The 6,145-nt window shown below is 72.2% G+C and carries 6 protein-coding genes; 2 read left to right on the plus strand and 4 right to left on the minus strand.

The window, feature by feature from the left end:
- Positions 1–131: 131 nt before the first annotated feature.
- From AB0J69_RS61245 to AB0J69_RS61255, 3 genes are read right to left on the minus strand one after another with little or no spacing between them, the layout of a single operon-like run.
- Complete coding sequence (locus AB0J69_RS61245) at positions 132–857, minus strand: cupin domain-containing protein (RefSeq protein WP_364138498.1); 726 nt, start codon at positions 855–857, stop codon at positions 132–134.
- The gene (locus AB0J69_RS61250) at positions 854–1,765 is read right to left on the minus strand and encodes a PmoA family protein (protein WP_364138501.1); all 912 of its coding nucleotides are present in this window, start codon (positions 1,763–1,765) and stop codon (positions 854–856) included. Before AB0J69_RS61250 ends, AB0J69_RS61245 begins: the two co-directional genes overlap by 4 nt.
- The gene (locus tag AB0J69_RS61255; RefSeq protein ID WP_364138503.1) at positions 1,758–2,891 is read right to left on the minus strand and encodes a Gfo/Idh/MocA family oxidoreductase; all 1,134 of its coding nucleotides are present in this window, start codon (positions 2,889–2,891) and stop codon (positions 1,758–1,760) included. Before AB0J69_RS61255 ends, AB0J69_RS61250 begins: the two co-directional genes overlap by 8 nt.
- A gap of 157 nt (positions 2,892–3,048) precedes the next feature.
- On the opposite strand from AB0J69_RS61255, the gene AB0J69_RS61260 reads away from it, so the two are divergent.
- On the plus strand, positions 3,049–3,372 hold the full coding sequence (locus AB0J69_RS61260) for a hypothetical protein (RefSeq protein ID WP_364138506.1): 324 nt from the start codon (positions 3,049–3,051) through the stop codon (positions 3,370–3,372).
- Positions 3,373–3,389: 17 nt separating this feature from the next.
- On the opposite strand, the gene AB0J69_RS61265 is transcribed toward AB0J69_RS61260, so the two are convergent.
- Positions 3,390–4,883, minus strand: coding sequence for an MFS transporter (locus AB0J69_RS61265; protein ID WP_364138509.1), 1,494 nt, complete (start codon positions 4,881–4,883; stop codon positions 3,390–3,392).
- 119 nt (positions 4,884–5,002) lie between these two features.
- Here AB0J69_RS61265 and AB0J69_RS61270 point away from each other — a divergent pair, with 119 nt between their 5' ends.
- Positions 5,003–5,824, plus strand: a complete 822-nt coding sequence (locus tag AB0J69_RS61270; RefSeq protein WP_364138512.1) for an alpha/beta hydrolase — start codon at positions 5,003–5,005, stop codon at positions 5,822–5,824.
- Positions 5,825–6,145 lie beyond the last annotated feature (321 nt).

The raw sequence follows: 6,145 nt of genomic DNA on the forward strand, positions 1-6,145 counted from the left end.
GCCCCCCGCCCCGGCCGGGCCGGGGGGGGTCAAATCCCCCCCGCGCCCCCTGACCCCTACCGCCACCCGCGGCGCCGCCCCCCACAGGCCGGGTCTCCGGCACGCGCCGCGGCGCGTGCCGGAGACCCGGATCAGGTCGCGGGCAGGGGCGTCCAGGTCCGCAGCCGTCCGCACATCCCGAAGGCACGCTGACCTGGCCTGGGCATGGTGCGCACGACGGTGGCCTGCCCCAGGTGAGAAGGGTCGCCGTCCGCGACGGCCATGAGCTGCTCCCGGGTGCGTTCGGTCTCGGCTGCGACCGTCTCGTTCCACAGCTCGGCCCAGGCCGCCGCCCGAGGCTGGACGATCGCAGCCGCGAGCCGATGGAAGTCCGCCAGCGCCTGCCCGCCACGTTCCCCGGCGTCGTGCAGCAGCTGGCGGAAACCGGTGACGGCCAGGTCGCGCCGGGCCCGGGCGGCCGCCGCCCGTTCGTCTTCGGAGCCCTCCGCCGGCAGAGCTGCCGCGGCGAGGTAGGCGTCGCGGTCGCGCAGGATTTCGGCGGGGAAGGTGAGCACGGCGTCCCCGGCCTCGGGCAGGCCCGCGTTCTGCATGATCACGACCAGCCGGAGGCCGTCCTCGTTGACCAGGCGGTGGATCGTCCCCGGCGAGAACCACAACACCGTGCCCGCCTCCAGCCGGTCGCGGGCGAAGCCGGCGGCGCTCAGCGTGTGCACCTCGCCGCGTCCCGCGGTCACGACGTACGCCTCGGTCGAGACCGTGTGCAGGTGCGGCGTGCCGCCGTGCACCCCGTCGGCGCACTCCCAGTCGTAGACCGCCAGATCGCTGATCGAGGTGCCGCCAGGGAACAACGGGATCACAGCGCGAACTCCGCCCCGAGTTCCTCCAGTTCGGCCCGGTCGCACATGCGGTCGATGAAGACGTAGCGGTGCGCGAGATCGAGAGTGTCGCCGTCGGCCAGCGCGATCTCTTCGTCGAAGGAGGGGGAGGGGCTGATCACCGCGAACGCCTCCCTGCGGACGAACCACTTGATCGGCACGGGCGCGCTGGAGTGCCCGGCGACGGCCAGCACCGTGCCGCCGCCGTCGATCTCGTCGTGCCGGCCGACCATGGCCAGCCACGGGGCCTGCCGGCCCATCATCTCCTCGCCGCCCTGTCCGCCGGCGGCGATGATCGTGCCGCCGGTGAAGGACCTGGGGCCACGCCAGAAGAAGCCCGCGTACCCGGCCATCGGCCGGCCATGGGTGGTGGGGCTGCCGAAATGCAGGGTGGCGCCGCGGACGTTGCGCAGCTCGGTGGTGAAGTCGAGCGCCCACAAGCCGCGTTCGGCGTCCACGCTGTGGAAGAGCTGGCGGCGTTCCTCGGTGATCCAGTGCTCGCCCTGCGCCGAGATCCAGCGCAGGTCTTCTGCGACCGTGACCCGCTGCCCGTCGGCGGAGACGTCGGTGAAGGCGGTGTGGTTGATGTGGCCGAGGTTGTCCTGCCAGTGGTAGTTGCGCTCCACCGAGAACGTGGGGCCGCCCCAGAAGTTCTGCCCCGACAGGTGGGCCCAGGTCATCTGCAGGCCCTTGTGCCAGCGGTGGTCGTGCGGCCGGTAGACCGACAGGGGCGCGCCGGACAGGCTGCGGATGGGATGCAGGTAGGGCTTGGGCGCTTCGGCGTCGGGGGCGTCGGGCCGGTAGACGTAGTGCGCGATGTCCACGTCGCCGGCGGTGATGATGAGGGCCTTGTCGTCCTCGTCGCGGGCGGTGAGTTTCGGCTCAGGCATGGTGGGGCGCCTTCTGCTGAAGGAGGGCGGTGGCGGCCTGCGGCTCGCCGCCGTTGAGGGAGTGGTAGAAGGGGTTGGTGGCGTCGAGTTCGGCACGGGTGACGGGACGGCCGGTGATGGCCGACTGGTAGAGGCCGGTGATCAGCTCCATGACGCGCCGGCCGTCGGCGCCGCTCACCGGGGGCCGTACGCCGGATCGCAGGGCGGCCAGCAGGGCGGTGAGCTGGGCGCGGTGCGAGCTGGGCGTGTTGTCGGCGGGCTCCCATCCGGCGATCGTGCCGGGGTCGGTGACATGCGGGGCGGGGGTCCAGCGCCAGTGCGAGTTCTCATAGCCGTACAGGTGCTCCACCTCCACCGTGGCGTCGGTGAAGTCGAAGCGCAGGTAGCTCGTCTCCCGAGGCGACAGGACGCTGTTGACCACCGAGGCGAGGGTGCCGCTGGCGAAGCGGACGATCGCGAGCGATACGTCCTCGGTCTCGACCCGGCGGCCCAGCGTGGCCGCCACGGCGTGCACCTCGTGCCAGTCGCCGAGCAGGCTGAGCAGGAGATCCATCTGGTGGATGCCGTGCCCCATGGTGGGGCCCCCGCCCTCGGTCTCCCACTTGCCGCGCCAGGGCACCTCGAAGTAGTCGTGGCCGCGGTACCAGAGCGTGTTGCACACGGCGACGTGCGGGGTGCCCAGCTCGCCGCCGGCTATCTGCTGCCGCAGCCGCGCCGCCGCGCTGCCGAAGCGGTGCTGGAAGACGTAACTGGCGTAGGGGCCGCCGTCCTTCTCGTGGCCGGCGATCTCGTCGTACTCGGCGAGCGACAACGTCGGCGGCTTCTCGCACCACACCCATGCCCCGGCGTCGAGGCTGTCGATCACCGTCTCGCGATGTGCGACCGGCGGGGTGGCGACCACGACGAGGTCAGGGCTCTCCACCGCCAGCATCGCGGCCAGGTCGGTGTGACGGCCGGGGATGCCGTGGGCCACGGCCAGCGCGTCGGCGCGGGCGGCATCGACGTCGCAGACGGCGACGACCTGGACGGCGTCACCGGCCGCGGCCAGGGCGGGCAGATGGCAGGCTGTGGCGATGCCCCCGGCGCCGACGACGGCGACACGGACCGGGGACTGTGAGGCAGGCATGCGGGACTCCCTTGGACGACCCAAAGAGTGATCGATCACTTTTCTGGTCAACCTATTTTCGATCCCCCTTCGGGGTCAACCCGGCCGTGGCTTCCCCCGGGAATGTGCCTGCCCCCCGGCCGGTCCGACCGAACACGATCAGCACCATCCAACCGGGATGGTCAACGCACCCGAGGCGGCGGCCAGGCGGCGCGCCGGCGCGCAGGTATGGCGGATCGCGGCCGCGGCCGTACCGGTGCTGCTGCCCGCGCCTGGCGTCCGGCCGCGCAACGGTCTGGCGGGTCCGTCGCGCCGGCCACGGAGGCGGCCGGGGGCGACGCTCCGGCTGGAGCTGACTCCCGAGGCCGCCGACGCGCTGGAGACCGAGACCACCTTCGAGGTCCGCCTCCAGCTGCCACCCGGCACGCCGGCCCGGTTGTGCGCCACCCTGCCCGGCATGCTGCGGCCCTTCGAACAGGTGCCGGAGCTGATCGGTTTCTGAGAGGCACTCGGCCCCGACTACGAGCGGGTCGCCTCGTAGTCGGGGAGTACGGCCGGGGTGGACGGGGACGCCGGGCGCATGGTCAGGATCAGCACGGCCAGCGCGGCGAAGATGACCGTGGCGACGATGCCGGTGACGTGCAGGCCGGCGGTGAACGCCTCCCGGGCGGTGTGCAGCAGCTCCGCGCCCTGGTCGGCGGGCAGGTGCCGGCTGGCGGCGACCGCGCCGGCCAGCGAGTCGGACGTGCCGTCCGTCCGGCTGCGGTAGACCACGGCGGCCAGCACGCCGAGCAGCGCGAAGCCGAGCGAGCCGCCGAAGTAGTTGCCGGTCTCCGACATCGACGCCGCCGACCCGGCCCGCTCCGGCGGCACGGACCCGACGACCAGCCCGGTGCCCAGCGCGAACAGCGGGCCGGTGCCCAGCGCCAGCACGGTGATGCCGGTCATCACCAGCGGCAGGGCGAGCGCACCGTCGGCGCCGGCCAGCAGCAGGCTGCCCAGCGCCGACGTGGCCAGCCCGCCGGCGATCGCGGTCGTCTGCTTCACCCGCCGGGCCAGCGCCGGCGCCGTCATGGTGCCGACCGCCACGCCCAGGCCCATCGGCGCGAACAGCACCGCCGACGCCAGCGGCGAGAAGCCCAGCACGCTCTGCAGGTACTGGGTCACCATCAGGCCCGTGCCGGCCATGGCGACCCCGGCGAAGACCAGCCCGACGAGTACGGCCGTGAACGGGCGGCTGCGCAACAGGCGCAGGTCCAGCAGCGGCGTCTCCAGCCGCAGCTGCCGGCGTACGAACACGAACCCGACGGCCGCGCCGGCGGCGAGGGCCACCGCGGGCACGACGGGCACGCTCTCGACGGTCAGCTGCTTGAAGCCGTAGACCATGAGAAGCACCGCCACGAGCGACAGCCCCACGCCGGCCAGGTCCAGCCGGCCGGCCCGGTCGCCGCGGGACTCCGGCAGCAGGATCGGCCCGGCGAGCAGCAGCACCGCCATCGCCGGCACGGCGACCAGGAACACCGATCCCCACCAGAAGTGCTGGAGCAGGAACCCGGCCAGCACGGGGCCGAGCGCGCCACCGGTGAACTGGCACGTGGCCCAGATCGCGATGGCCTGCCCGCGCTCCCGTTCGCCGCGGAACATGTCGGTGATCAAGGCGAGGGCGGACGGCGCCAGGGTCGCGCCGGCGACGCCCAGCAGCGCACGCGCGACGATCAGCATCAGCGGGCCGGCCGAGAACGCGGCCACGACCGACAGCACCGCGAACGCCGCTCCGCCGATCATCAGCAGCCTCCGGTGGCCGATCCGGTCGCCGAGCGTGCCCATCGTGATGACCAGCCCGGCCACCATGAATCCGTAGCTGTCACTGATCCACAGCTGCTGGACGTTGGTGGCACCCAGGTCGGCGCTCAGCTGGGGGAGCGCCAGGAGCAACGCCGTCGTGTCCATCGCGACGAGCAATGTCGGCAGCGCGAGGACGCCCAGTCCCAGCCATGCCCGGTTGACTCGCATATCCGAAATTTCCTGTTCTCTCGACGTTTCTCCGGTTGGTCGGAGCGATCGGGAGCTTCTCGACATCGGTACGGAAGGAAATCCCGGGACGGCTTCGCCGGCCGCCCATAATGGAACTCATGTGGCACCAGCTCACTCCCACGCAGGTGGCGACCAACGGCATCGAGCTCCGTGTCTTCGCGCACGGCCAGGGCCCGGCCGTCGTCCTCGCGCACGGCTTTCCGGAACTCGCGTTCTCCTGGCGGCACCAGATCTTCGCCCTGGCTGACGCCGGTTATCGGGTGATCGTGCCAGACATGCGCGGGTACGGCGGGAGCAGCAGGCCGGCCGAGGTCGAGGCGTACGACGTCTTCACCCTCGCCGCCGACCTGATCGGGCTGCTCGACGCGGAAGGCCAGGAGCAGGCCGTCTTCGTCGGCCACGACTGGGGCGCCTCGGTCGTGTGGCACCTGGCGCTGGCGTACCCCGGCAGGACGAGGGCCGTCGCGGGCCTCAGCGTCCCGCCCACCCGGCGTTCCGCGGCGCCGCCGACGCAGATCATGCGCAAGCGGCTCGGTGACGACTTCTACATGCTGCGCTTCCAGGAGCCGGAGGTTCCCGAGGAAGAGCTCTTCGCCATCCTTCGGGATTTCGACGTGGACGGCGTGTACGCGGAGACGTTCCGCGCCACCGGATTCACCGGAGGGCTCAACTACTACCGCAACCTCGATCGCAACTGGGCGCTGGCCGAACGCTTCCAGGACCGGACGATCGACGTGCCCTCCCTGTTCGTCATCGGCTCGGAGGACCCCGTGGGGTCGTTCATGAGGACTGACCGGATCACGGAGATCACGTCAGACCTGCGCGGCCACGTGGTGATCGACAGAGCCGGTCACTGGATCCAGCAGGAGCGCCCCGACGAGGTGAACACGGCGCTGCTGCGCTTCCTCGACACCCTCTGACCTGCCTCGGGACGGCCGGGCGTCAGGCGCTGACCTCCCGGCCGGGCGGCGTGTCGGTAGCGGCGGTCGGGCTCGGCGCGTGCCAGTTCGAGCGCCTGCCGGTGGCCTCGGCCGCCTCCTTTGGAGACGGCCTGGTCGCGGCCGCGTACGTCGCCGGGCGGCTCTTTCCGCCGCGTCCGGGGAAGGTCCGCCGCCGTCCCCGGACACATGCGGATCGGGTGCCGGGCCTAGAAGTCCATGTCGCCGCCACCCGGCATGGCCGGAGCAGCGGGGGTCTTCTCGGGCTTCTCGGCGATGACGGCCTCGGTGGTGAGGAAGAGC

This window comes from Nonomuraea sp. NPDC049709, assembly GCF_040674815.1.
Lineage (GTDB): Bacteria > Actinomycetota > Actinomycetes > Streptosporangiales > Streptosporangiaceae > Nonomuraea.